The sequence below is a fragment of the Roseateles sp. genome, from assembly GCF_047654805.1.
Lineage (GTDB): Bacteria > Pseudomonadota > Gammaproteobacteria > Burkholderiales > Burkholderiaceae_C > Pelomonas.
Genome location: NZ_JASGIV010000001.1, coordinates 4,292,668 through 4,315,072, shown reverse-complemented (window position 1 = coordinate 4,315,072; position 22,405 = coordinate 4,292,668). Strand labels below are relative to the sequence as shown.

The window sequence follows — 22,405 nt, the reverse complement described above, 5'->3', positions numbered from 1 at the left end:
CTCTCAAAAGAGGCGAAGAATGGAAATGTTTGAGCTCGATCGTGCCAGCCTGCAGATCCTCGAGGCCCTGCAGACGGACGCGCGGCTGTCCACCCAGGCCCTGGCGGACAAGGTCGGCTTGTCGGCCACGCCGGTGTGGCGGCGCGTGAAGGAGATGGAGGAGCGCGGAGTCATCCGGGGCCAGGTCGTGCTGGTGGACCGGGAGAAGGTCGGCCTGTCCATCTGCGTGCTGGCCAACGTCAGCCTCGTGCGGCACAGCGAAGGCGCCGTGGAACAGTTCGAGCGCCTCGTGGCTACGCGGCGGGAGATCATCGAATGCCACGCCATCACCGGCGAGGCGGACTACGTCATCAAGGTCGTCGCCGCCGACATGAAGGCCTATGACCTCTTCCTGCAGCAGCACATCTTCAAGCTGCCCGGCGTCAGCAGTGTGCGCAGCAACGTCGTGCTGCGCGAGGTGAAGTATGAAACCGCTCTGCCCGTGGGTTAGCCGCTCTAAAGTAGGGGCGTCTCCACTCGCCACCGGTCATGGATTCCTTCTTCGCCCAGCTCTCCGATTCCGTCAGCAAGGCCCGCACGCTGGAAGACTTGACCAGGCCGCTGCTCGAGATGCTCGAGGCCGTCACGGGCCTGGAATCGACTTACCTGACGACCATCGACCTCGACAACGGCCTGCAGCACGTCATGTACGTGCGCAATTCGCACGAGCTGCAGATCCCCGAGGGCCTGACCGTGCCCTGGGGCGACACCTTGTGCAAGCGCGCCCTCGACGAGGGGCGGCCGTACACCGACTGCGTCGCCAGCCTCTGGGGTGATTCCGATGCGGCGCGGCTGCTCGGCATCCAGACCTATGTGAGCACTCCCGTGCGTACCGACGACGGCGCGCTCTACGGCACGCTGTGCGCTGCCAGTTCGCGGCGCCAGCCGCTCAGCGCGGAGGCCGAGCATGTGCTGCGCCTGTTCGCCCGCCTCATCGAGCAGCATGTGGAGCGCGAACGGCTCGTCGAAAAGCTGCAGCGTGCCAATGCCGAACTGCAGGCCCAGGCGCTGACCGATGCGCTGACCGGGCTGCTGAACCGTCGTGCGCTGATGCGGGAGCTGACCCAGCTGGCCGCACTGGCCCAGCGCACCGGCAGCTGGCTGTTGGCAGGTGCCATCGACCTGGACGGATTCAAGCAGATCAACGACACCCGCGGCCACGACGCGGGCGATGAATTCCTGTGCAGCATCGCCGTCCAGCTGCAGGCATCCCTGCGCGGCGGCGACGTGCTGGCGCGCATGGGCGGCGACGAGTTCGTCGTCATCGGCCTTGGCCCCAAGCTTGACGAGGACGGTACGGCGGCCGCGGCGCTGCTGCAGCAGCGCCTGGCCTTCGCCACCGTGGGCCGGCACCCGGCCGGCACGGCCAGCGTGGACTATGCCGGTGCCAGCGTCGGCGTGGCCTGCCTGGACCCTCAGCGCGTAGACATCGAGCAGGCCCTGCGCGAGTCTGACGCGGCGATGTATCGCGTCAAGCTGGCGCGGCGCCAGCAGGGCTGAGCAGGGCCAGCGCGGCGTCGAAGTCCAGCCGCTGCAGCGCGTGCTGCAACTGCTCGAAGGCCGTTTCGCCGCAGGCTGAACGAAGGGCCGGCGCAAGCGCGGCGAACCGGGCCAATGCCGCCAGGTCCTGGGCCTGCAGCGCCGCGCGCAACCCCGCCAGCGCCTGCGCGTCGGGCAGGCCCGCGGCCCCAGGCACCTCGGGCTGCCGGACAGGCTCGCGCTGCTGCAGCCAGGGGCGAGCTTCTGCCTCCAGTGCGGCCAGCAGGCGGCCCACTTCGGCCAGTTCGGCGCTGAAGTCAGCGCCGGCCCGGGCCTGGGCCTCGCCGCGTCCAGCTACGGCGGACAGGGCCGCCGCTCCGAGCAGGGCGGCGCTGCCGCCGAGCTTGTGCAGGCGTGACGCCACCCAGGCGGCGTCGGACGACGCGGGCGGTGTCGCCAGGTCGGCAAACTCGTCCAGCAGCCGGGCCAGCAGCCGGGCGAAGAAGTCGGCATCGCCTTGCAGGTGCTGCCGGGCTTCCTCGCGGTCAATGCCGGCCAGGGCGGGCCAGAGCGGATCCGACCGCGCATCGTCCACGCGGGTGGTGGTCGGCAGACGGTGTGGCTGTGTGCGTTCCACCTGCTGGCGCAGCAGAAGCACCAATCCGTCGGGGTCGAAGGGCTTGCTGACGAAGTCGTTCATGCCGGCATCCAGGGCTCGCTGGCGCTCGCTGAGCAGGGCTCCGGCCGTCAGCGCAATCAGGGGCAGCTCGCGCAGGCCGAGCTCGGCTCGGATGCAGCGTGCCGCGGCCAGGCCGTCGAGAACCGGCATCTGCACGTCCAGCAGCACTGCATCGAAGCCCGCGGGCTGGGCCCGCAGCCGGGCGACGGCCGCAGCGCCGTCATGGGCCAGCGTGATGGCGGCACCTTCGTCCTCCAGGATGCGCTGGGCCACTTCGAGGTTGATGACGCTGTCGTCGGCCACGAGCACTCGCACGCCGGGCAGCCGCTGCACGGCCGTCGCCTCGTGCGCCCAGTCCTGCTGCGGCTTTGGCGGCGGCGCGGGCCGAGGGGCTTCGCTTACCGGCTCGAAGGCAAGGCGCACGACGAAGCGGGAACCAGTGCCGGGCGTGCTGCTGACATCGACGCGGCCGCCCATCAGCCCACACAGCTGCCTGACGATGGACAGGCCCAGGCCTGTGCCGCCGTAGCGCCGCGACATGGAGCTGTCGGCCTGGGTGAAGGGCGTGAACAGCCGCGATAGCGCGTCGGCCGGGATGCCGATGCCGCTGTCCTCGACGGTGATCTCCAGGGGCAGGGGGCGGGCGTCGGGGCGTGGGCAGCGAGCCGTCAGGCGGATCCCGCCCACGGCGGTGAACTTGACCGCGTTGGAGAGCAGGTTGCCAATGATCTGGCGCAGCCTCGCCGCGTCGCCGAGCAGCAGCGCAGGCAGGTCGGTGTCCAGGGCCAGCCCGAGCGTGACGCCCTTGGCTTGGGCTTGTGGCTGGAACAGGCCGGCGACCTCCTGCAGCAGCGCGCTCGGGTCGAAGGGGGCCGTCTCAAGCGCCATCTCGCCGGCTTCGATCTTGGACAGGTCCAGCACCGCGTTGATGACGTCGAGCAGCGAGCGGCTGGCGCCGTTGATCTTGGCCAGAAGGTCCTGCTGCTCGGCGTTCAGCGGCGTGCGTTCGAGCAGGAAGGACAGCCCCATGACGGCGTTCATGGGGGTGCGGATCTCGTGACCCATATTGGCCAGGAACTCGCTCTTGGCCGCGCTGGCCGCGTCGGCCGCCTCCGTGGCGCGGCGCAGCGTGTCGGCCACGGCGCGGCGCTCGGTGATGTCCTGCATTGCGCCCATCAGTCGCACGACGCGGCCGCCGGGATCGCGCTCGGCGGCCCCGATGGAATGCAGCCAGCGCGGCTGGCCATGGATCGCTGGCAGTTCCAGCTCCAGGTCCCAGCCCTGGCCGCTGCGCCGGGCCCCGCCCATGGCATCGCGCAGACGCTGCTCGGACTCGGGCGTGAAGCTGCGCAGCAGCCCTTCCGCATCCAGCTCGGGGCCGGGGCCGAGCCGATGGATGGCGTGGGTCTGGGTGGTCCAGGTCAGCTGCCGGCTGTCCAGTTCCAGCTCCCAGGCGCTGACGCCCGTCATGCGGCCGGCGCGCTCCAGGAAGGCCTTGTTGCGGGCCAACTGGCGGTTGGACTCGCGCAGCGCCGCGTCGCGCTGCTGCAGGGCAGCCGTCATCGCATCCAGTGCCTGCGACAGCTGGCCAAGCTCATCGCGACGCCGCAGGCCGCTGCGCGCTGTCAGATCACCCCCCTCGACGGCTTCGGCCACGTTGCGCAGCCTGTCGATGGGCCTGAGCACGCGGCGTAGCAGCAGGCCGGCGAGCATGAGGGTGACGGCCAGCAGAGACAGCTGCGTGGCCACAGTCAGCCAGCGCTGCCGCTGCGCATCCGTGCGCCGTCGCTCGGCCAGGTTGCGCGACAGGTCGAATGCACCGTCGCTGACCCGACGTGTGGCGTCGAATAGCTGGGCAGTCAGTGCCTCGCGGCGCGCGTGCGCCGAAATGTCGTCCTGCACCGTGGCCTCGCGCAGCGCCGCGAAGAGCTGCGGCAGCGCCCGCGCCGTGGCTTGCAGCTCGGCGACCTGCGGGCTGCCGTCATCGTCCGCGTAGTCGGACAGCGCCTGTGACAGCCGCTGGTGCACCTGGCCCCATTCGCGGGCCGCCCGCTCGCCGTGGCGCAGGCCGTAGTCCTGCGTCAGCACCAGCAGGTTGGTGGCGTCGCGCGAGATGACGTCCACCATCTGGCTCTGCGCGTCGTTGCCGGCTGCGGCCTGGCGCGCAATAGCGATGCTCGTCAGGCGCAGCGCGACGACCGCCAGCGCGGCGACCATGCAGGCCATCAGGGCCGGGCGCAGACGCATCGGTACCGTCCGACCCTCTAGGCCGCGACGGGCGGCTCGTGCCCGCCGCCGGGAAGGGCTGTGCACAGCTGCAGGCCGGCGGCTGCGTTGGCGCGCGCAGCATTGAGCGCCGCTTGCGCCGCGACCGCCGCGTCACCCGTGCCGCTGGCGAGCAGTCCGGCGCCCAGGGCCAGGGCAATGCCGTCGTTGCCGGCGTCACGCAAGGCCTGGCGCAGGCGCCGATCCAGCGCGACGGCGCCGGCGCCGGTCGTGTCGGGCAGCAGCAGCGCAAAGACGTCATCAGCGTGGCGGGCCAGCAGGTCTGCCGGCCGCTGTAGCGCCTGCTGGGCCAGCACGGCGACATGGCGCAGCGCATTGTCGGCAGCGGCGGGTCCATGGCGTTGGCGGTAGGCGGCCAGGCCTTCGATGCCGACTAGCAGTAGCGCCAGCGGCTGGCCGCTGCGGCGGGCGCGACGGCATTCCAGGTCGAGCTCCTCGTCGAAGTGCACGCGTTCGACCAAGCCGGTCAATGCGTCGCGGCGGGCGAGGCGCAGCAGGCGCTGGGCGGTGCGGTGCAGGCGCAACTGCATGGCCACGCGGGCGCGCAGCGCCGGGCCGGCCACGGGCTTGGCGACGAAGTCGGCCGCCCCGAGCTCGAACACGGCCGACTCGACGCGGGCATCGGTGTGCCGGGTCACGAAGATGACGGGCACCTCCACCAGCAGCGGATCGGCCTTGAGGCGGCGGCAGACCTCGAAGCCGTCGATGCCAGGCATCTCGGCGTCAAGCAGGATCAGCTCGGGCTGCCAGCCGTGCGCGATGGCCAGCGCCTGCTCGCCGTCGGTTGCGAAGCGCAGCTGGCTATAGCCGGCCAGCAGCCGGCCCAGTTGCTGGATCATGCCGGGGTCGTCGTCCACCAGCAGCACGCGGGCATCGGCCAGCGACGGCAGCAGGGCGTCGAGGCGGCCGGCAAGCGGACTCGGGGCGTTGATGCGGGTCAGGGGCATGGTGCGGCGGGGTCAGTCGTCGTTGCTGATCAGTCCATGGCGCAGGGCCAGCTTCACGAGGGCCGTCACGTCGGGCGCGCCGAGCTTGGCCATCAGCCGGCTGCGGTAGCTGTCCACCGTCTTGGGCGAGAGGTGCAGAGCGGCGGCGATCTCGTTGCTGGAGTGTCCGTTGACCACCATGGAGACGACCTGGCGCTCGCGCACCGACAGGCTGGCGAAGGGGTCTTCGCCGTCGTCCTGGGCGAGTGCGCGGGCGGCGAGTTCAGCCACGCCGGGCCCGAGGTGGCGGCGCCCTCCACGCAGTGCCGCTATGGCCTGCAGCAACTCCTCGGACGGCGAGCCCTTGAGCACATAGCCACTGGCGCCGAGCTTGAGCGCCATGCCGACGTGGCGCGGCTGGGCCGACATCGTCAGTACCAGCGGCCGCACGGGAAGGCGGCGGCGCTGCAGCTCCGCCAGCAGTTCCATGCCCGATCGCGGGCCGACGCAGAGGTCGACGAGGACGACGTCGGGGGCCAGATGCTGCAGCTCGGCCAGCGCCGCGGTGATGTCGCCGCTGTCTCCGACGACCTCATGCCCGGCCTCGGTCAGCAAGGCGCGCAGGCCCTGGCGCACCATGGCGTGGTCGTCGACAAGGTAGACGCGGGCCGGCGGTGTCATTGCGGCATGCGCCAGCGCAGCGTCAGCTGGGTGCCGCCCTGTTCGCGCGGACCCAGCGCGAGCGTCGCGCCGATCGCGCGGGCACGCTCGCGCATGCCGATGAGGCCGAAGTGGCCCGGCCGGCGCTCGAAGCCGCTGGCCAGTCCGCTGCCATCGTCGGCCACGCCCAGCTCGACCTCATCGGCGAAGCCGTAGAGGCTCAGCCGGACCTCGGTGGGGCTCGCGTGGCGCAGTGCGTTCTCCAGGCCTTCGCGGGCAATCATGAAGAGAGCGTACTCGACAGGGGCGGGCCAGCGCTGCTCCAGCAGCTCGGCCTCGGCATCCAGCGCCAGGCGCACGCCGGGGTGCAGTGCGCGGCGCTGGGCGAGCTCGTTGTCCAGTGCCGCGGCCAGGCCCTCATCCTCCAGCAGCGGTGGGCGCAGATCCACGAGCGCCTGGCGTACCTCGCGCAGGGCCTGGTCGGTGAGGCCGCGGGCCTGGTCGCGGGCGCTCGAGGCTTCGAGGTCCAGCGTCAGGCGCAGGGCGGTGAGCGTCTGGCCGAGCTGGTCGTGCAGGGCCTGGGCCAGTCGCTGAGTCGTGCGGCGCTCCTGATCCATCAGTTGCTCGGCCAGCGCCGACAGCGCGGCTTCGGCGTCCACCTGCACGGTGATGTCGACGACGACGCACAGCAGCAGCGGGCGACCCGCCAGTTCCATGGGCTCGGCCACCAGCTTGGCATGTAGCCGGGCGCCCGAGACCGGGCGCAGTTCGCGGTGGTCGACCTCGGTGCGGCCGGCCATGCCCGGCAGCGGCGTCAGGCCGAGCGTGGCGGCAGTCAGGCCAGCCACGGAGGGCGTCGGCCAGTCCAGCAGGCGCCCGAGCTCGTCGTTGGCTTCGATGACGGTCTCGCTGGCGATGTCGATGACCGCGATGCCGACGGGCACGGTGTGGAAGAGGGCGCGGAACTTGGCCTGGCTGTCGCTCAGGGCCTGTTCAGTGAACTTGGACGTCGTCACGTCGGACAGCGTGGCCAGCACGCGGGCGGGCTGGCCCAGGGCGTCGCGCTCCGTCCAGCCGCTGCAACGCAGCCAGCGCAGCGTGGCGCCGGCCAGGCGCAGGTCGATGTCCAGCGGCGCACCGTGCTGTAGATGGGATTGCAAGGCGGCCCGCCACAGGCCCTGGTCGTCGGCCTGCAGTTGTGCGGCAAGGCTGCCAGGGTGGCCGAGCAGGGCCAGCGCCCGCGGCGAGAAGTACTCGCTGCCTGTGGCAATGTCCCATTCCCACAGGCCGTCGGCCACGCCCTGCATGGCGCGGGCGTAGCGTGCCTGCTCGGCGTCCAGCGCGGCTTGGGCGCTGACGTCGCGGGCGATGTAGAGCCAGCCGGTGCCGCTACCCGGCAGCGGCACGATGCTGGCCTCGAAGCGGGCCAGGCGCCCGCTCGCCGTGCGCAGCGCATAGTTCAGCCGTTGTGGGCCGCTGCCGCAGGCAGCAATCGTCCGCCGTGCCAGGTCTGGCGGGCCGATGCTGTGCAGCGGGCGGCCCCGCAGCGTCGCCCAGGGGGCGTGCAGATCGGCGTGGCCAGGCCGGTTGCAGGCTGCGAAGCGCAGGTCAGGACCGATCAAGAAGCAAAGATCGGGCAGGGCTGCCGCGATGGCCGGCGCTGCGCTGGCCCAGGACTCCTGCACCTGCATCTCAGCGGCGGACGGATCTGGCGGGCCGGGCGCCGGGCCTCCCCCGAACTGGCCCGCACGGCCGATCCACTTGCCCGCGAGCATCATCGTCTCCTAGGGAGACCGGCCAAGGTGCTCCTTGGACGAGAGACGCCATCAAAGCGTGCCGTAGCTGTGCAGGCCCGAGAGGAACATGTTGACGCCGAGGAAGGCGAACGTGGTCACCAGCAGGCCCACCAGCGCCCACCAGGCCGACGCCATGCCGCGCAAGCCCTTCATCAGCCGCATGTGCAGCCAGGCCGCGTAGTTGAGCCAGACGATCAGTGCCCAGGTTTCCTTGGGGTCCCAGCTCCAGTAGCCCCCCCAGGCCTCGGCGGCCCAGAAGGCGCCCAGGATGGTGGCGATGGTGAAGAAGGCGAAGCCCAGCGCGATGGCCTTGTACATGAGGTCGTCGAGCTGGGGTAGTTCGGGCAGGCGCGCCGTCAAGCGGCCGCGCAGCGCGACGGCGATGGCCAGGAAGGCCGCGACGCCTGTGATCTTGTAGGCCCAGCCGTTCAGGCCAGTGACGGTGGCGGCCTCTAGCGTGGCGCCGAAGCGCACGGCCAGGATGAGCGCCACGATGCCCAGCGGCATGGCGATGAGGCCGATGACGAGGGCGCGCGTGGTTGCCGTCTTCAGCAGATAGGCCAGTGCCACCATGGCCGCCAGCGCGAAGCTGCCGTAGCCGACGAAGTTCGCCGGCACGTGGATCTTCATCCACCAGCTCTGCAGGGCCGGCACCAGAGGCTGGATCTCCTGCGCGTCGCGTGCCACCGTGTACCAGAGCAGGAAGCTGACCGCGCCGCTGACGACCAGCATCACAAAGGCGCCCAGCGAGCGTGTCGCGAAGCGGGCCTCGTAATAGAGGTAGAACAGCGTCGTCATCCAGCAGAACAGCACGAAGACTTCGTAGAGGTTGCTGACGGGGATGTGGCCGATGTCAGGGCCGATCTGGTGGCTTTCGTACCAGCGCACGAACGTGCCGATGAGGGCCATCAGCACACCGCCCCAGGCCAGCTTCGAGCCGACGACCTCGGCCATGCTGTTACGACCGGCGCCGGTGAAGAAGCCGCCCCAATAGAAGAGCATGCTCATGTAAAACAGCAAGCTCATCCACAGGATGGCGCTCTGGCTGGACAGCATGTACTTCAGCCAGAAAGTCTGCTCGCCGGCGGCGAGGTCGGCGCCGAAGCCGTCAGTGTGCTGGCCGTACAGCGCGATGGCTGCCAGCGTGGCCGCGCCGGCAGCGACACTGAGGGTGCGCAGCGGCTTCCAGAACCAGCCCAGCGCGATCAGCGTCGGCATCGCGCACAGGAGGATGCCCTGCTCATAGACGTCCATGCTGGCGTGATAGCGCCTGAAAGCGTAGCCGCCGCCGAGCAGCACGAGGACGGCGAAGACCCAGTCGAGGGCGTCGCGGCGCTGGAGCGCGTGGCGGCGTGGCAGGTCGAAGGTGGTGGTGTTCATGAGGGCTCCTTCAGCACGGCGGCCTTGAGCTGGGCGAAGAGGGTGGCGTTGTCCGGAGATTCGCGGGTGCTAGACATGGCCATGCGCACCTGCGAGCCGCCCATGTCGAGGCCCGGCGCGATCCAGACCCACAGCCGCCGCTCCTTGACGTAGAGCATGGCGAAGACGCCGACGATGAGCAAGAGGGCGCCCAGATAGACCAGTTTCTGGCCAGGGGCGCGCGCAACCTGGAAGACGCTGGCCTGCACCTGCTCGAAGTCCTGCAGCTGCAGCAGCACGGGCGCAGGGTAGTAGAGGCTGTCGGACAGCGACAGCACGGCCTGGGTCATGAAGCCTTGGCTGGTGGCGTCGGCGGCTACGGGCTTGAGGCCGGCACGCTCGCGGGCGAGCTGATGCAGCTCGAACAGGCTGCCGTTGAGGATGCGCAGCAGCACCTCGGAGACGCGTTGGCGCTCCGGCTCGGGTACGTCGCGCTCGATGAACTGCGACAGCGCCGGCAGGCCACCCTTGACTTCGTCCCCGGGCGTGGCTGCAGCGCCCGAGAAGAGTGTCAGCGCGCGCTGGGCAGTGAGCTTGAGCTGCGGTGCCAGTTGCGGCTGGTGGGGGGGCGTGGCCGAGACGGCGTAGCGTTGAGCAGCGGTGTCGCGCAGGGCGGGGTCGGCCAGTGCTTGGCGCAGGCGCAGCCAGCCATCCAGGTTGCCGTCCTCATCGGCCGGCATGCGCAGGTAGCGGAAGTTCTCGGCCGGCGTATCGCGCACGCCGGCCAGGAAGACCTTCTGGCCCTCCAGCTCGACGGGCAGCATGTAGTTGTTGTACTCGCGCGCCTGGCCGGACGCGTCGCGCAGCCGGTAGCTGAAGCTTGGGCCGACGTTGTGCAAGGCCTTGGTCGAGTTGGACCTGGCGCCACTGCCCAGGTGTTTGCCGAGGCGTTCGCCAAGGTCGACCTTGCGCACGTCGGCGCCGCTGGCGTTGCTTTCGCCGGCAAGGTTCTCGACGTTGATGACACGCAGACCATCGAGCTCCAGCGTCTGGTCGCCGAAGGCCATCTTGGTGCCGACGCGGCCCGCAAGCTCGGCCGGCGCGCCGCCATGGGTCAGCGGCAGGGCCTGGAGCTTGAGCTTGCTGCCGCCGTCTTCGAAGCTGCTCTGGTAGATGGCCAGGCCGTTGTGGATGACGGGCTCGTTGACCTTGACCGTGGCCTCGCGCAGCGTTGCACCGTCATGGATGACGATGTCGCTGGCAAAGCTCTTGGGCATGCCGGTCGGGTAGTAGTCGACGCTGAACTTCTTCAGCTCGATGTCGAAGGGCAGGTCCTGCAACACGACGCCGCTGGGCAGGCTGAGGACGGCGATGCCCTGGCGCTGGTGCTCGGCGACCGAGACGTTGCCGCGGAAGCTTGGGTTGCCTGTGGAGAGTCGGTGTTCAGGCTTGATGTCGGACACGAAGCCGGAGCCGGTGTAGAGCTGCTTGCCCTGCGTCCACATGGCCAGCTTGACCATGGCGTTGCCGTCCAGCACGCCGCCGACGAGGATGAGGACGATGGCCGAGTGCGCCGCCAGGTAGCCGAGCTTGTTGGCGGCGCCGCGGCGGGCCGCAATCATGATGCCGTTGTCGCGCTGCTGCACGCGGGCCTTCCAGCCGAGCTGCGTCAGCGTCGAGCCGATCTCCGCCAGGGCCATCTGCGGGTTGCTGGGCAGCTCGGCGATGGCCTTGTGGTGGTGGGCCTGCAGCGACTGCTCGCGCACGCCTTCCTTGTAGCTCTTCAGGTCGACCAGAATCTTGGGCGTGTTGCGGGCGATGCACAGGCTGGTCGACACGACCAGGAAGGCCAGGATGACGAGGAACCAGGTCGCGCTGTAGACCGTGTACAGCCCCAGCTTGCCGAACACTTCGGCCCAGAATGGGCCGAATTGATTGATGTAGTTGCCCATGGGCTCGCTCTGGCGCAGCACGGTGCCGATGACCGAGGCAATGCAGATCACGCTGAGCAGCGCGATGGCGAAGCGCATGGACGAGAGAAGGTCCAGCAGTTCGCGGGCGACGGAGGGACGGTGAACGGCTTGTGACATCAGGCGCAGGAGCGGGGCGGAAAAAAAGGCCGGTGGGGAGCACCGGCCTTCGTTCTCGAGGCTTGCGAAAAGTTCAGCGCAGGCCGGCGATGTAGTCGGAGACCGCCTTGATTTCGGCGTCGTTCATCTTCGCGGCGACGGTCGTCATGACGGGGTTGTTGGCGCGGGCACCGCTGCGGAAGGCCGTCATCTGGGCCTCGACGTAGTCGCCATGCTGGCCGCCCAGGCGCGGGTACTGGGCCGGCAGGCCGGCGCCGGTGGGGCTATGGCAGCCTGCGCAGGCGGGCACGTTGCGTTCGGCGATGCCGCCGCGGTAGATCTTTTCGCCCAGCATCACCGTCTCTTTGTTCTTGGCAAAGCCGGGCTTGGCAGTCTTGCCAGCGTAGAAGGCGGACACGTTGCGGATGTCCTCTTCCGACAGCGGGGCGGCCATGCCGCTCATGACGGCGTTCTTGCGCTTGCCCGACTTGAACTCGGCCAGTTGCTTGGCGAGGTATTCGGGGTGCTGGCCTTGCAGGATGGGATTGGCCGGGCTGCCGCGCGAACCGTCGGCGGTGTGACAGGCCGCGCACACCTGGGACGCGATGACGCCGCCCTTGCCGATGTCGGGCTTGGCCGACGCGGCCGCGGGCTCGTTTGCATGAGCCGTGGCGGCCAGCAGCAGACTCGACAGGAGGAAGGCGACAGTCTTCATGGATTTATGGGGTTTCGTTGGGCGCAACTTCCAAATTTTACAATGCTGAATCACAGCGCCCGCCCCTGCCATGACCAACGAAATCCCTGATGCGGCGTCCGCCGAGCCGATCACCGAAAAGCTCGCGCTGGCCTGGACGCACACTGCGCGCTTCCTAACTACCGCCAGCCAACTCATTCACCTACCGCCCACCGAGCTGCCCGAGATCGCCTTCGTGGGTCGATCCAACGCAGGCAAGTCGACGGCCATCAACACGCTAGCCCAGCAAAAGCGCCTGGCTTTCGCGTCCAAGACGCCGGGGCGCACTCAGCACATCAACCTGTTCGAGCTGGGCCCCAAGGATGCGCCGGACGCACTCTTTGCCGACCTGCCCGGGTACGGCTACGCGGCCGTGGCCAAGACTGCCAAGCTGCGCTGGCAGAAGGTGATGGCCGACTATCTGGAGGTGCGCCGCAGCCTGTCCGGCGTCGTGCTGATGGTCGACTCACGGCTGGGCTTGACCGACCTGGACAAGCAACTGCTGGAGTTCGTGGCCGCCCGCGTCGCCACGGGCGAGATCCGGCTGCTGGTGCTGCTGACCAAGTCCGACAAGCTCAATCGCAAGGAGGCGGACGCGGCCCTGCGTGCGACAACCGACTTCCTGGCCGGCATGACGACCGAGCATTCCGACGTGGCGGTGACGCTGTTCTCGGCGCTGAAGAAGAGCGGCGTGGGCGATGTGGCGCTGGCCCTGCGCGAGTGGGTGACGACGCACCGGCTGCCGGGGACGGTGCCGGATGCGGTGCTGGCGGCCGAACCACCGGTGGCGGACTGAGTCTCAGCCGCCGTCCAGGTCGCTCATCAGCGTGTCGACGGCGCGCTGGACGATGTTGTCGTCCTCCAGCGCCGTGATGAGGCCGTTGGCCAGCAGGGCCTCCAGCGCGCGGCGCGTCAGCGGCAGGCGCTCGTCGGCCTCGCGGCCGACGAAGAGCATGAACTGGCCGCCCTCGCCGATCCAGGCCAGTTGCGCGGTGTGCCAGTCGCCCTGGATGAACAGGTGGAACCAGCGCCCGATCTCGATGCCGTCGATCCAGCGTTGCAGCGCGGCGCGGGCGTCGGGTGAGTCGTTCTCGTTGTAGAGCTGCACCGGCACGGTGGGCAGTTCGCCGCGGTCAACGTCAGCGCTCAGCCAGTGCGAGGGCACCTGGGAGTCGCGTTCCTCCATCAGGCGTCGCACGATCTCGTCCGCCGAAGCCGGCGCCGCGTTGCCGGCGGCAGCCCGCCTGGGCGCCGGGGCGCGACGCTCTGCCGGGTCCAGGGCCGGTAGCCCGCGCAGCAGCCGGGCATGCTGGGCCATCAGCTCCGACAGCGGCGGCTCGCGCCGGGCCTCGGGCAACTGGATGCTGTCGCAGCCAGCCGACAGGCGCTCGATGAGCACGGGCAGTCGCATCCGCAACGCCTCACGGTCGGCGAGGTCGCGCGGCGTGGTGAGACTGTCGATGACGGCGTCGACGACTTCCATCGCGGCCTGGGCCTCGGGCGAGTCGCGGCCGTGGCGCACCATGGCCGTGACGATGACCTCAACCCAGCTCGTCTGCAGGAAGCGGTGCATGCGCGGACCGAGCGGCGCGTCCACCATCTGGTGGTCGACCTGCTCACGCAGCAGTTCGCGCCATTCGGCGCGCTGGTGCTCGCGCTCCAGGGCGGCGAGCGCGACGGCGTTGCGTTCGCCGCTCTGGCGGGCCTGCTGGCCGATGTGGGCATCCACGCGGGCCAGCGCCTGCTGGAAGAGCTGGGCCGTGGGCGTCGGTGCGTCCACGAGCAGTTGGGCCTCGGCCTCCATGAAGCGCAGGAAGTCGACCAGGCGCGGGTCGTCTGCCCGCTCGAAGGCCATGCCGTGTGCCGCGACGCGGTTCAGCAGTGCCCATGTGGGGTGGTCCTGGCGGCGCAGCAGCGTGTTGTCGGCGCGCGCCAGGCGTACGACGGCGATCTGCAGCCGCGCGAGCAGCCCCTTGAGCGGCGGCAGCAGGCGCGGGTCGGCCAGGATCTGGTCGTAGAGCCGGCTCAGCATGTCCGGGCCTGTCGTGCGCACGAAGGGGGCGGGGGCCTGCGGGTCGCGCGGTACCACCGCACCAGGGGCACCCAGGCCCTGGGGCTTCGAGTTGACGGCGTCGACGCGGCGCGACAGCCCGTCCAGCGTGCCGTGGGCCTGAGGCCGCGCGCCGATGCCGCGGGCGGCCGCCAGGCGTTGGTGGGCCAATGGATCGCTGCGTGCGTTGCCATGGGAGGCCACCATGTCGCCGATGTCGGCGGCGTGCAGCGTCACGCAGGCCTGGGTGTAGAGGCGGTGCAGGGCGCGGGCAAGCGGCGTGGCGGCCACGCGCATCAGCTCGTACTGGGCCTGCGCGCCAAGCGGGCTGGCGGCCAGCGCATGGTGCAACGCATGGGCGAAGAGGGCGGGGCGCAGCGGGTTGTCGCGCTCGCGGGCCCGGGCGGTACCACGCAGCGCGGCGTAGAAATTGCCGATCTGGTGCAGCTCGGCGCGGCTGAGCTCCTCGGCCGTGTGGGCAACGTGGGCGATGGCCACGTCCTGCAGCGCCTGGTGCTCGTCGACGAGGCTCAGGCTTTCCAGGCCGCCGAACTGCAGCGGTGCCCGATGCAGAGGATCTTCGCCGCGCCGGCCGGCCTGCAGCAGTTCGATGAGCTTGCCTTCGAAATCGGCCGCGAAGTGGCTGCGCACCTTGCGCCAGCCCTCGCGCAGCGGGTAGTGCTGGGGCTGGGCATCGAGTTCGTCTTGCACCACATTCAGCAGTTCGCGGGCCAGCGGTCCGGCCTCGGTCAACGCGTGGTCGAGCAGTTCGTGGGGATGCAGACTGGAGAACATGGAAGCAGGGAAACAGCGAGATGAGATTATCTGGCGCGAGCCTGGGGCTTCCCGGCGTGTTGCCCTCTCTTACCTCCCCCCTGAACCGTATGGCCAGCGCCGGACTTCATGACCTTTTCACGCTTTTCCAGGCGGGGCGTCACGCCGAGATGGCGGCCCTGGCGCGCACGCTGTTGGGCGGGCAGCCGCAGGACGGGGCGCTGTGGAAGGCCTTGTCGGTGGCCCAGCAGATGCTCGGCGAGGATGCCTTGCCGGCATTGCGGCGCGCGATGGAGTTGCTGCCTGGAGATGCGGAACTTGCGGCCAACCTGGGGGCGCTACTGGCGGCTCGCGGCCGCTGGGCCGAAGCGCGCGCGGCCTATGAGCAGGCGCTTCGCCTGCGGCCGCGCCTGGCCGGGGCGCACAACAACCTTGGCAATGCGCTGCTGGCGCTGCGCCAGCCCGCCGAAGCACTGGCGGCCTTCGACGCGGCCCTGGCCTGTCAGCCGGGCCTGGCTGCGGCCCTTGGCAACCGCGGACGCGCGCTGCTGGCCTTGGGGCGGCATGACGAGGCAGCCCAGGCATTTGGCCTCGCCGTGGACTCGCGGCCGGGCGATGCCGGGCTGCGCGTGCATGCCGCTACGGCACTGGCGGCGGCCGGCCGTGCGGCAGAGGCAGTGACCCGGCTTCGCGAGGCCGTGGCGCTGGCCCCCGACCGCCCCGAGCCCTGGTTCACGCTCGGCAATCTGCTCCAGGACACTGGGGACGCGGCGGGCGCCGCCGAAGCCTGGGAACAGGTGCTCGCGCTGGACGCCGGCCACGTGGAAGCCGCCTGCAACCTGAGCCTGCTGCGGCCCGAACGCGGCGAAACCGTGCTTGGCGCGGCGCTGGTGGCCGGGGCGGCCGGCGAGCGCCGCGCAGCCGTGCTCGCCAACCTTGGCGGGCTGAGGCTGCAAGAGGGGCGCTTCGGCGACGCCGTGACCGCCTACCGCCAGGCTCTGGCCGATGCGCCCGACTCGTCCCGCGCGCTGAGCAATCTCGCCCAGGCCTTGAAGCGCCAGGGCGCGCTGGACGAGGCCGACGCCGTGCTGAGCCGCCTGATCGAGCTCGATCCGGCCCTGCCGAGCGCGCGCAGTGACCGGCTGCTGTTGCGCAGCTATCGCCAGGCTCGTGTCGAGGAGGCCATCGCGCTGCGGGCCGAGGCGATGGATTTCGGGCGTGTTGTGCAGGCCGCGCCGCTGCAGCGGCCTGCACCACGCGCGGCACGGCTGCGCGTGGGTTTTGTGTCCGCGGACCTGCGGGCCCATCCGGTCGGGCGCCTGGCCGAGGCCTGGATGCCGGCGCTGGCCCTGCGATGCGAGTTGTCGGTCTATTCGAACTCGCGGGCCGACGATGCGCTGACGCAGCGGCTGCGCGAGGCGGTGCCGCGCTGGATGCGGGCCGCGGATCTCGACGACGCGGCCTTGGCGGCGCGCATCGCCGACGACGGCATCGATGTGCTGATCGACCTGAACGGCCACACGGGTGGGCACCGGCTTGGCGTGTTCGCGCGCCGGCCCGCGCCGCGGCAGTTCAGCTGGCTGGGCTATGCGGCCAGCACCGGGCTGGCAGAGATCGATGGCTTCATTGGCGACCGCTGGCTGTTGCCGGCCGGGACCGAGTCCGGCTTCATCGAGCCGTTGCTGCGGCTGCCGCATAGCTTCACGGTCTACGCGCCGCCGGCCGGCGCGCCGACCGTGCCGCCGCTGGGCGGCGCGCCGTGTTTCGGCAGCTTCAATGCGCTGCACAAGCTCGGCGATGAGGTGCTGGCGCTGTGGGCGCGCGTGCTGGACGCGACACCCGGCAGCCGGCTGCTCGTCAAGGCGCCTGGGCTGCAGAACGAGGCCGAGCGGGCTGCGCTACGGACCCGCTGGCCGGGCGACGCCAACCGGCTGGACCTGGAAGGCCCGGGCCCGCTGGCCGACTACCTCGCTGCCTTCGGCCGCGTGGACATTGCCCTTGATCCATTCCCGCACAGCGGCGGCATGACGACGCTGGATGGACTGTGGATGGGCGTGCCGGTGCTGACGCTCCCCGGGCCGGCGCCGATCTCGCGCCAGGGGCTGAGCTTCATGCAGGCCCTGGGTCTGGCCGAGGACTGGGTGGCGGCCGACGAGGACGACTTCGTGTGCCTGGCCCGGGCCCGCCTGCAGGACCGCTCGGGGCTCGCCGCCCTTCGCGCCGGGCTGCGCGAGCGCATGGCAGCCAGCGCGCTGTGCGACGGCGCCGGCTTCGCCGATGCGCTGCTCGCTCTGGTGGCGGCATGATGCGCGCCGTTGCTGCTCTTGAATTGCCCATGAAACGCATTCTGGTTCTCGGCCTCGCCTGCGCGGGTGCCGGTGCTCATGCCGACGCACCCGCTCGCCCCGACTTGCCGCTATGGGAGGTGGGGGCGGCGGCCGGTGTGATATCCCAGCAGGCCTACCCGGGCGCGGACGAGCAGGTGAGTCGCACGCCGCTGCTTCCCTACGTGATCTACCGTGGCAAGGTGCTGCACGCCGATGACGAGGGGGCGGGCCTGCGCGCGGTGCGTACCGAGGCCTTCGAACTGGACGTGTCGTTCGCGGGTTCGCTGAGCGCCGGTGGCAAGTCGCTGCGGGCTCGCGAGGGCATGCCACGGCTGGGAACGCTGGTCGAGTTCGGGCCGGTGGGGCGCTGGTTCCTGAACGGGCGTGGCGCCGAACAACGCCTGACGTTCGAGCTGCCGCTGCGCGGCGTGTTCGAGGCGCGCGACCTGCGCCGGCATCGCGGCATGAGCCTGGAGCCGGAATTGAGCCTGGAGCACCGTACCAAGGGCGGCTGGAGCTATGGACTGGGCGTAGCGGTGCTGATCGGTGACGAGCGGCTCGGGGCGACCTACTACGGCGTCGCGCCCGACGAGGTGTTGCCGGATCGGTCGGCCTATGGCGCGCGCGCGGGCCTGATCGCGTGGCGGCTGAAGGGTGGCTTGTCGCGCCAACTGGCGCCGGACGTGCGCGTGTTTGCCTTCGGTCGCGTGGACAGTGTGGCGGGTGCCGCAAATCGCGACAGTCCCCTGGTGCGCCGGACGACCGGGGCCAGCGTCGGCATCGGGCTGACCTACACGCTGAAGCGGTCCGCGGCGCGCGCCAGCGACTGACCTCTTCGCCAGCGGAAGGTGAACGAAAAAAAGGGGCTGCGCGAGCAGCCCCTTTTCGTTCAGTGCTTGCATCGGCGACGGGTGTGTCGCCGATGTGGACTTACATGTCCATGCCGCCCATGCCGCCCATGCCACCCATGCCGCCAGGCATGCCGGCCGGAGCGTCGTCCTTGGGGGACTCGGCGACCATGCACTCGGTCGTCAGCATCAGCGACGCGACGGAGGCGGCGTTCTGCAGCGCGGTGCGGGTCACCTTGGTCGGATCCAGGATGCCCATCTCGATCATGTCGCCATAGGTGCCGTTGGCAGCGTTGTAGCCGTAGTTGCCCTTGCCACCCAGCACGGCGTTGACGACGACGGACGACTCTTCACCAGCGTTGTAGACGATCTCGCGCAGCGGGGCTTCGATGGCCTTCAGGATCAGCTTGATACCGGCGTCCTGGTCGGCGTTGTCGCCCTTGATCTCGCCAGCGGCTTGCTTGGCACGCAGCAGGGCCACGCCACCACCGGCGACGATGCCTTCCTCGACGGCGGCACGCGTGGCGTGCAGCGCGTCTTCCACGCGGGCCTTCTTTTCCTTCATCTCAACTTCGGTGGCGGCACCGACCTTGATGACGGCCACGCCACCGGCCAGCTTGGCCACGCGCTCTTGCAGCTTCTCGCGGTCGTAGTCGCTGGTGGCTTCCTCGATCTGGATACGCACTTGCTTGACGCGGGCTTCGATGTCGGCAGCGGCACCGGCGCCATCGATGATGGTGGTGTTTTCCTTGCCCACTTCGACGCGCTTGGCCTGGCCCAGGTCAGCCAGCGTGACCTTCTCCAGCGACAGGCCCACTTCCTCGGCGATGACCTTGCCGCCCGTCAGGATGGCGATGTCTTCCAGCATGGCCTTGCGGCGGTCACCGAAGCCCGGGGCCTTGACGGCGACGACCTTCAGGATGCCGCGGATCGTGTTGACCACCAGGGTCGCCAGGGCTTCGCCCTCGACTTCCTCGGCAATGATCAGCAGCGGACGGCCAGCCTTGGCGACGGCTTCCAGCGTGGGCAGCAGGTCGCGGATGTTGGACACCTTCTTGTCGTACAGCAGCACGAAGGGGTTGTCCAGGATCGCGGATTGCTTTTCCGGGTTGTTGATGAAGTAGGGCGACAGGTAGCCGCGGTCGAACTGCATGCCTTCGACGACGTCCAGCTCGTTGTTCAGGCTCTTGCCGTCTTCGACGGTGATGACGCCTTCCTTGCCGACCTTGTCCATCGCGTTGGCGATGATCTGGCCGACGTCGGCATCGCTGTTGGCCGAGATGGTGCCGACCTGGGCGATTTCCTTGGACGTCGTGGTGGCCTTGGAGGCCTTCTTCAGCTGCTCGACCAGGGCGGTGACGGCCTTGTCGATGCCGCGCTTCAGGTCCATCGGGTTCATGCCGGCGGCAACGTACTTCATGCCTTCGCGCACGATGGCCTGGGCCAGCACGGTGGCGGTGGTGGTGCCGTCACCGGCGTTGTCGCTGGTCTTGGAAGCGACTTCCTTGACCATCTGCGCGCCCATGTTCTGGAGCTTGTCCTTGAGCTCGATCTCCTTGGCCACGGACACGCCGTCCTTGGTCACGGTGGGGGCGCCGAACGAGCGCTCCAGCACCACGTTGCGGCCCTTTGGGCCCAGGGTCACCTTGACCGCGTTGGCCAGGATGTTGACGCCCTCAACCATGCGGGCACGGGCTTCGCCGCCAAAGATCACGTCTTTTGCTGCCATTTGATTCTCCGGATATCTAAATTGGGTTCAGAGTCGATGGATTCGCTCTGGATCGGCGAGGGCGGCGCATCACGGCTTGATGCACCCGCCCCCGAGTCATTACTTCTGAACGACGGCGAAGAGGTCTTCTTCGCGCATGACCAGCAGTTCCTCGCCATCGACCTTGACGGCCTGGCCGGAGTACTTGCCAAACAGCACGCGGTCGCCGACGGTGACATTCAAGGCCACGAACTCACCCTTGTCGTTGCGCTTGCCCGGGCCAACGGCCAGCACTTCGCCTTGATCGGGCTTCTCTGCGGCGTTGTCGGGGATGACGATGCCCGAGGCGGTCTTGGTCTCTTGCTCCAGACGGCGAACGATCACGCGATCGTGCAGGGGGCGCAGCTTCATGGAATCTCCTTGAGAGTAAGTGCTGGAGCGGCCGCGACCTGCACAGGCCGCGGCTCGCGAAAAACTGGGCCTACCGGCATGCCGGCGGACCCGATTTCGTTAGCACTCATGTGTGTTGAGTGCTAGCAGTCAGGCATTATAGGGACGGAGCGTGACGATTCAAGCCACTGTGACGCTGTCGATCCTCAGCTAACTCGGAACTCTCGTCGCCTAAGTCTGAACTCGACAATCGACGCAAGTACTCGCTAACTATCGTTGGCGGAGCCACGCCGCTTGCTGATATCGATGCACTAGCTGGGGAACCAATGGTCTGACCTACCCTGCGGGTGGCTGTCCAGATTGAACACTGGTCCCCGCAACTGTCACGCGGTGTTTGGTCCCGGCCAGATCCCGACGGCGAACTCGAACAGCGCTTCGCCCCGGGCCGAGATGGCAGCCTCATCCCAGGACTCGCGCGTCATCAAGGCGCGATTCAAGTGCAAGTTCGAGTGCTCGAAAAGCGCTTCGCGCTTCGCGCCATAGCCGTGGTTCTGGAGAGCGCGGTTGACGCCGAGGTGGACGAGTGTCAGGTTTCCGAGCCTCGGTATCGCGTCTTCCCGATCAAGAATGGCTTGAGTCCTCGGATCGACATCAGCACTAGAGAAGCGCAGGGGCTGAGCGTTAATGGCGTCGAAGGCCGATGCCGCTGTGCCATCAGCCAGTAACCAGTGGCCGTACCAGGACTTCGGCATGATGTGGTCGATGTCGAGGGCGTCAAGGGTCAGCGGTACAAGCTCCTCTGTTTTCTCGCTGCGCATCGCCGTTTCCAGGCGGTGGAAGATGGCTCGCAGCTTCGCTGCATCGAGCCGTCCAGGATAGGTAGCCCCTTCGATCCACTGACGCTTGAACTCGTCATCGGTCGGCCAGCGCGAGGCTTCGCCGCTCAGCGACGCGAGCGCGGCGCGGAAGGCCACTGTCGTCAAGTCGCCATCGATTAACCGCTTCAGCTGCTGAGCGAAGACCTTGTTGTAGTTCTTCCGGGACAGCCCGCAGACTGCGCGCCGGACAAGGTAGGACTCGATGCAGCTGTAGATCTCTTGCTGTTCATCGGTCGACAGCGAAGAGGTCGCCACGCGGAGGGCGAGGGCATGCGTCGGCGACGCATCCCACACGGCGATGCGGCGCCCAAAGACGGCGATCGGCTCGGACCCGGTTCCCGTCACGAGGGCCCGGTAGTGCTCGCCGAAGCGATTCAGCATGCCAAGCTGTGCGCCAGCAGCATGCGGACCGGCTGCGCTGTCCACGAAGCGCCGGTAGCCGGCGTACAGGCGGCCGACATCAATCTCTTCACCTGTCTGAGCCTGAACGGTCGTCTGGACGAACCACTCCAGGCGCGGCCTGCTCAGCCGGCCCCGCGTTTGCTTCTCTGACCAGATCGGGGCTTCGAACTGACTCCACAGGTTGTTGTAGAGGTCGTCGGCATCCGTGCCTGCCCGCATGAAGATGAAGTTGCGGATGAGGTCGGTGGCGTGCAGCTCCGCGCCATGGCCGTTCAGCGTCTCGAAGATCACTTGGGCGTCATCATCCTCGCCGAGCGAGATGCAGACGATGGACAAGTCAGTCAGCACCGCGGCAGCCAACGCGGTGGCGCGCGTCGCTACGTCGCCCTCCGCCTCGTCGTTGACCCAGTCGAGCATCTGCTCATGAAAGAACACGATCGCTTCCAGCGCTGGAGGATGGTCCGCGCCGATCTTGCGCAAGCTACCCGTCTGCGTGAAGCTGGCTGGAAAGCGTTGACGCAGCTCGTCAAGCGACGCTGCGGTCATCGCCAGCTCGTACTGCTTGCGATCACGGAATGTCGGCCACAGCTTGAAGCGCTCGACGGCAACGTCCTCCATCGTCTCTGGGTTCGAGTTGGTCAGGCAGGCCTCGATGAGCGGCAGCAGCTTGTCGTTCTTGGCAGCGCGCAGCGTGTGCACTAGCGCGGTCATCACGTACTGCAGCGTGGTCAGACGCTGCTGGCCGTCGATGATGTGGTGCCGTTCCACCCCGAGAAGGCCGGTCTTCTTCTGCGGCTCCAGCACGACAGCGCCCATGAAGTGGGGGAACGTCTTGCCACCTTGCAGGCGCGCTTCGGCCTTGTCGCGGATGTCTTCCCAGAGTCTGCCCCACTGGTCATCACGATTCCAGACGTACGGGCGCTGGTAGAACGGCACGCGGTACTGGCGCCGGTCTTGGTAGATCTGCTGAACGGTGAAGGTCCTCGAATCCATGTCCTGCCC

Annotated in this window: 16 protein-coding genes; 5 read left to right on the top strand and 11 right to left on the bottom strand. The window is 68.9% G+C overall.

Features of this window, described 5'->3' with window-relative positions; translation table 11 throughout:
- Positions 1 to 19 precede the first annotated feature (19 nt).
- Positions 20 to 490 carry an Lrp/AsnC family transcriptional regulator gene (locus QM732_RS19560; RefSeq protein WP_415657762.1) on the top strand — a complete coding sequence of 157 codons (471 nt, stop codon included), beginning with the start codon at positions 20 to 22 and terminating at the stop codon, positions 488 to 490.
- A 38-nt stretch (positions 491 to 528) separates the two neighbouring features.
- On the top strand, positions 529 to 1,539 hold the full coding sequence (locus tag QM732_RS19555) for a diguanylate cyclase (RefSeq protein WP_415657761.1): 1,011 nt from the start codon (positions 529 to 531) through the stop codon (positions 1,537 to 1,539).
- Here QM732_RS19555 and QM732_RS19550 read toward each other — a convergent pair.
- The 7 genes from QM732_RS19550 to QM732_RS19520 all read right to left on the bottom strand — a co-directional run bounded on the left by QM732_RS19550 (position 1,511) and on the right by QM732_RS19520 (position 12,008).
- Positions 1,511 to 4,444, bottom strand: a complete 2,934-nt coding sequence (locus QM732_RS19550; protein ID WP_415657760.1) for an ATP-binding protein — start codon at positions 4,442 to 4,444, stop codon at positions 1,511 to 1,513. The two genes, QM732_RS19555 and QM732_RS19550, sit on opposite strands and share 29 nt — an antisense overlap.
- A 17-nt stretch (positions 4,445 to 4,461) precedes the next feature.
- A complete protein-coding gene (locus QM732_RS19545) occupies positions 4,462 to 5,430 on the bottom strand; it encodes a response regulator (RefSeq protein WP_415657759.1) in 969 nt (322 codons plus the stop codon).
- Positions 5,431 to 5,442: 12 nt separating this feature from the next.
- Complete coding sequence (locus QM732_RS19540; RefSeq protein ID WP_415657758.1) at positions 5,443 to 6,090, bottom strand: response regulator; 648 nt, start codon at positions 6,088 to 6,090, stop codon at positions 5,443 to 5,445.
- On the bottom strand, positions 6,087 to 7,844 hold the full coding sequence (locus QM732_RS19535; RefSeq protein ID WP_415657757.1) for a PAS domain-containing protein: 1,758 nt from the start codon (positions 7,842 to 7,844) through the stop codon (positions 6,087 to 6,089). Before QM732_RS19535 ends, QM732_RS19540 begins: the two co-directional genes overlap by 4 nt.
- A gap of 51 nt (positions 7,845 to 7,895) precedes the next feature.
- Positions 7,896 to 9,245, bottom strand: coding sequence for a c-type cytochrome biogenesis protein CcsB (gene ccsB, locus QM732_RS19530; RefSeq protein ID WP_415657756.1), 1,350 nt, complete (start codon positions 9,243 to 9,245; stop codon positions 7,896 to 7,898).
- Positions 9,242 to 11,314, bottom strand: a complete 2,073-nt coding sequence (locus QM732_RS19525) for a cytochrome c biogenesis protein ResB (RefSeq protein WP_415657755.1) — start codon at positions 11,312 to 11,314, stop codon at positions 9,242 to 9,244. Before QM732_RS19525 ends, ccsB begins: the two co-directional genes overlap by 4 nt.
- 73 nt (positions 11,315 to 11,387) lie before the next feature.
- Positions 11,388 to 12,008 (bottom strand): c-type cytochrome, encoded by a 621-nt coding sequence (locus tag QM732_RS19520; RefSeq protein WP_415657754.1) that lies wholly within the window; start codon positions 12,006 to 12,008, stop codon positions 11,388 to 11,390.
- Between the two features lie 70 nt (positions 12,009 to 12,078).
- Between QM732_RS19520 and yihA the strand changes: the two genes are divergently transcribed.
- A complete protein-coding gene (gene yihA / locus QM732_RS19515; protein WP_415657753.1) occupies positions 12,079 to 12,822 on the top strand; it encodes a ribosome biogenesis GTP-binding protein YihA/YsxC in 744 nt (247 codons plus the stop codon).
- A 3-nt stretch (positions 12,823 to 12,825) separates the two neighbouring features.
- Here yihA and QM732_RS19510 read toward each other — a convergent pair whose 3' ends face one another.
- Positions 12,826 to 14,871 carry a DUF1631 family protein gene (locus QM732_RS19510; RefSeq protein WP_415657752.1) on the bottom strand — a complete coding sequence of 682 codons (2,046 nt, stop codon included), beginning with the start codon at positions 14,869 to 14,871 and terminating at the stop codon, positions 12,826 to 12,828.
- A gap of 89 nt (positions 14,872 to 14,960) precedes the next feature.
- Here QM732_RS19510 and QM732_RS19505 point away from each other — a divergent pair, with 89 nt between their 5' ends.
- Both QM732_RS19505 and QM732_RS19500 read left to right on the top strand, forming a co-directional pair.
- A complete protein-coding gene (locus QM732_RS19505; protein ID WP_415657751.1) occupies positions 14,961 to 17,156 on the top strand; it encodes a tetratricopeptide repeat protein in 2,196 nt (731 codons plus the stop codon).
- Between the two features lie 29 nt (positions 17,157 to 17,185).
- Entirely contained in the window at positions 17,186 to 18,007 is an 822-nt protein-coding gene (locus tag QM732_RS19500) for a MipA/OmpV family protein (RefSeq protein ID WP_415657750.1), read from the top strand.
- A gap of 100 nt (positions 18,008 to 18,107) precedes the next feature.
- On the opposite strand, the gene groL is transcribed toward QM732_RS19500, so the two are convergent.
- The 3 genes from groL to QM732_RS19485 form a co-directional block, all read right to left on the bottom strand.
- Positions 18,108 to 19,754 carry a chaperonin GroEL gene (gene groL / locus QM732_RS19495; protein WP_415657749.1) on the bottom strand — a complete coding sequence of 549 codons (1,647 nt, stop codon included), beginning with the start codon at positions 19,752 to 19,754 and terminating at the stop codon, positions 18,108 to 18,110.
- A 99-nt stretch (positions 19,755 to 19,853) separates the two neighbouring features.
- Entirely contained in the window at positions 19,854 to 20,144 is a 291-nt protein-coding gene (gene groES / locus QM732_RS19490; protein WP_293501792.1) for a co-chaperone GroES, read from the bottom strand.
- Positions 20,145 to 20,506: 362 nt separating this feature from the next.
- Positions 20,507 to 22,396, bottom strand: a complete 1,890-nt coding sequence (locus QM732_RS19485; RefSeq protein ID WP_415657748.1) for a DUF262 domain-containing protein — start codon at positions 22,394 to 22,396, stop codon at positions 20,507 to 20,509.
- Positions 22,397 to 22,405 lie beyond the last annotated feature (9 nt).